We start from the raw sequence: 3092 nt of genomic DNA on the forward strand, positions 1-3092 counted from the left end.
CCACCTCGACACCTGGGATACCTACTTCGGCTCCGAGTTGCACCATGGCACGCCGTTCCGTCGAGCGGCTGAGGAAGGACTGCTCGATCCGGAGGGGTGCGCCCATGTGGGCACCCGAGGGTCCGTGTACGGCGCCTCGGACCTCTTCGACGACAAGGCGTTCGGGTTCGCGACCACGCGAAGCGAGGAGATCCAACAGGTCGGCATTCTAGGTGTCATCGAAGCGCTGCAGGCGCGCACGGCAGGCCGTCCGGTCTACCTCTCTGTCGACATCGACGTCCTCGACCCTGCCTTCGCCCCGGGCACCGGAACGCCGGAGCCGGGAGGACTGACCAGTCGCGAGCTCCTCTCGGTCCTGCGTGGCCTCAAGGGCGCCAACGTCGTCGGCTGCGATGTCGTCGAAGTGAGCCCGGCCTACGACCACGCCGAGATCACCGCGTTCGCGGCAGCGCATGTGGCCTACGAGATGCTCGGGCTGTGGTCGGCCGCGGACGACGCAAAGAGCGCTCGAAACACTCCGGGCGTGGAGAAGGGCGCCCTGACACTCGGACCGGACCAGTCGCTTCGGTAGCGCATGCCGTGAAGCTCGCTTCACACGGTGACTCCCAAGAAGCGAAAGTGGATACGTTGCCCCTGATGGAATCTGCAGATGGTGGAGAGAGCGTGGCTGGATCGAACGACCAAGGGTCGAGGAACTTCGATGCCACGGAGGCGTTGAAGGGCTTGGAGATCGGGGCACGTCTTCGTGCCGCCCGCGTCGATCGCGGCATGACGATCGGCCAGGTGGCGGACCTGACCGGGCTGACCAAGGGGTTCATCAGCCAGATCGAGCGCGATAAGACGGCTGCCTCCGTCGGGTCCCTGCTGGCCATCTGCAACGCGCTGAACCTGCACATCTCTGCCCTCTTCGAGCCGCCCTCCGTCTACTTGGTGCGGCACGCGGAACGAGCCCCCACCCAGATGACCGGGGTGGGCGTGACGGACTTTCTGCTCAGTCCCCCGGCGAGTGCACAGTTCCAGATCATCGAGACCCACATCGAGCCTGGAGGCGGCAGCGATCCGCAGCCGTACCGGCTTCCTGCAGACGCGGAGTGCGTCATCGTGCTGGAAGGTTCCCTCGAGATGCAGATCGAGGGGGACACGTTCCACCTGGAATCAGGGGACGCGCTGACGTTCCGGGCCCGGGACCCGCATGTCTGGCGGAACCCCTCCGTCGACGAGGTCACGCGGGTCGTCTGGGTGCTGACTCGATCCCAAGGCCTTTAACCGCCGCGCCGGCCGTCTCAGGCTCAAGCGGGACGCGGATGACATATGCCCTCACCTGACGTATGCCGCTCAGGTGCGGGTGGCGACGGCGTTGACAGGACTGACGGGCCGGCCCTCCCGGGCCCAGGCCACGACGTTGCGGGCCGGCTTGAGCGCATAGTCGACCAGGGCCTCGGCCGACAGGTAACCGACATGGGGCGTGACGATGACCCGTTCGTGGTGCAGCAGCGGGTGCCCCGGGGACGGAGGCTCCTCGATCAGGACGTCCAGTCCGGCACCCGCCAGGCGGCCCTCGGCAAGCGCCCGGAGCAGAGCGTTTTCGTCAATCAGGGCACCCCGGGAGACGTTGACGAGAACCGAGCCCAGCGGCATACGGGCGATCCGTTCGGCGCTGGCGATTCCAACCGTCTCGTCGGTGAGCGGGACGTGCAGGCTCACCACGTCGCAGGTGGAGAAGATCGTGTCGTGGTCGCTGCGTTCGACACCGGCGGGCCACTCCCCCGGCGGGAGGTACGGGTCCACGCCGAGGGTGCGACCGAAGACCGCGGTGGCCATGCGGGCGTAGCGCCCGCCGATTCGGCCCAAACCGACGACGCCACAGCTGAGTTCGCTGGTCCGTCGCAGCGGCAGGGTCAGGTCCTCCACCCACTCGTCACGTCGGACGCGGACCTGCCAGGCGGGCAGTTGACGCAGGCAGCCGAGGGTGAGCGCCAGGGCATGGGTGGCGACCTCTCCGGAGGCGCCGTCGGGCAGGTTGCAGACCCAGATGCCCCGAGCCGTGGCGGCAGCGACGTCGACCATGTCGTAGCCGCACGAGTGCGTCGCGATGACGCGCAGCTCGGGCAGCTGGTCCATGAGGTCGGCGGTTACGGGGTCATAACCGGCGAGCAGGGCGACCGCGTCACGGGGTACGTCGGGGCCGAGGCTCGGCGACTCGAGCCGGACGACGGCGAAGCCGGCCTCTTCGAGCACGCGGACGCCGGGCGCGACGTCGAGGCCCTCCACCGGCATGTAGATCGCGGCAGGCGAGGGCGTCGTCATGGGCGTTTCATCCGCGGCCTCACAGCACCTTCGACAGGAACGACTTCGTCCGGTCGTGTTGCGGTGCGACGAGGACCTCTCGGGGAGAGCCCGCCTCGACGATGACGCCGCCGTCCATGAAGACCACGCGGTCGCACACTTCGCGCGCGAAACCAATCTCATGGGTGACGACGATCATCGTCATGCCCTCGCCGGCGAGCGACTTCATCACGTCGAGCACCTCCCCGACCAGCTCGGGGTCGAGCGCCGAGGTCGGCTCGTCGAAGAGCATCAGCTTCGGCTTCATCGCCAGTGCGCGGGCGATGGCGACCCGCTGCTGCTGGCCGCCCGAGAGTGCCGAGGGATAGACGGCCGGCTTGTCACCGAGCCCGACTCGCTCGAGCAGGTCCTGGGCGCTCGCCTTCGCCTCAGCCCGGGACAGCCCCTTGACGAAGACCGGCGCCTCCATGACGTTCTCGATGGCGGTCAGGTGCGGGAAGAGGTTGAACCGCTGGAAGACCATGCCGACATCCCGGCGGGCCGCGGCGACCTCCTTGGGCTTGAGCTCGTACTTCTTGCCGTTGTGTCGGCGATAGCCGACGAGGTGACCGTTGACGCTGATCTCCCCACCGTCGATCCGCTCGAGGTGGTTGATGCACCGGAGGAAGGTGCTCTTCCCCGACCCTGACGGCCCGAGGAACGAGACGACCTCGCCCTGCTGCACGGTCAGGTCGATGCCCTTGAGCACCTCGAGGTCGCCGAAGGACTTGCGCACCCCCCGGGCCTCGACCATGGGGACGGTCGTC

4 protein-coding genes are annotated in these 3092 nt (G+C 67.9%); 2 read left to right on the top strand and 2 right to left on the bottom strand.

Annotated elements, in window-relative coordinates; translation table 11 throughout:
• Together N864_RS20665 and N864_RS20670 are read left to right on the top strand one after the other, a co-directional pair.
• The coding region (locus tag N864_RS20665; RefSeq protein WP_205621023.1) for an arginase family protein at positions 1 to 571 on the top strand (571 nt) is incomplete at its 5' end.
• A gap of 92 nt (positions 572 to 663) precedes the next feature.
• The gene (locus tag N864_RS20670) at positions 664 to 1266 is read left to right on the top strand and encodes a helix-turn-helix domain-containing protein (RefSeq protein ID WP_240474435.1); all 603 of its coding nucleotides are present in this window, start codon (positions 664 to 666) and stop codon (positions 1264 to 1266) included.
• Between the two features lie 69 nt (positions 1267 to 1335).
• Here the strand turns inward: N864_RS20670 and N864_RS20675 are convergent, their stop codons facing one another.
• A complete protein-coding gene (locus N864_RS20675; RefSeq protein ID WP_034721825.1) occupies positions 1336 to 2307 on the bottom strand; it encodes a C-terminal binding protein in 972 nt (323 codons plus the stop codon).
• Between the two features lie 19 nt (positions 2308 to 2326).
• Positions 2327 to 3092 (bottom strand): amino acid ABC transporter ATP-binding protein (locus N864_RS20680; RefSeq protein WP_034721832.1); only part of this gene is annotated, 766 nt, incomplete at its 5' end.

Source organism: Intrasporangium chromatireducens Q5-1 (genome assembly GCF_000576575.1).
GTDB classification, from domain to species: domain Bacteria; phylum Actinomycetota; class Actinomycetes; order Actinomycetales; family Dermatophilaceae; genus Intrasporangium_A; species Intrasporangium_A chromatireducens.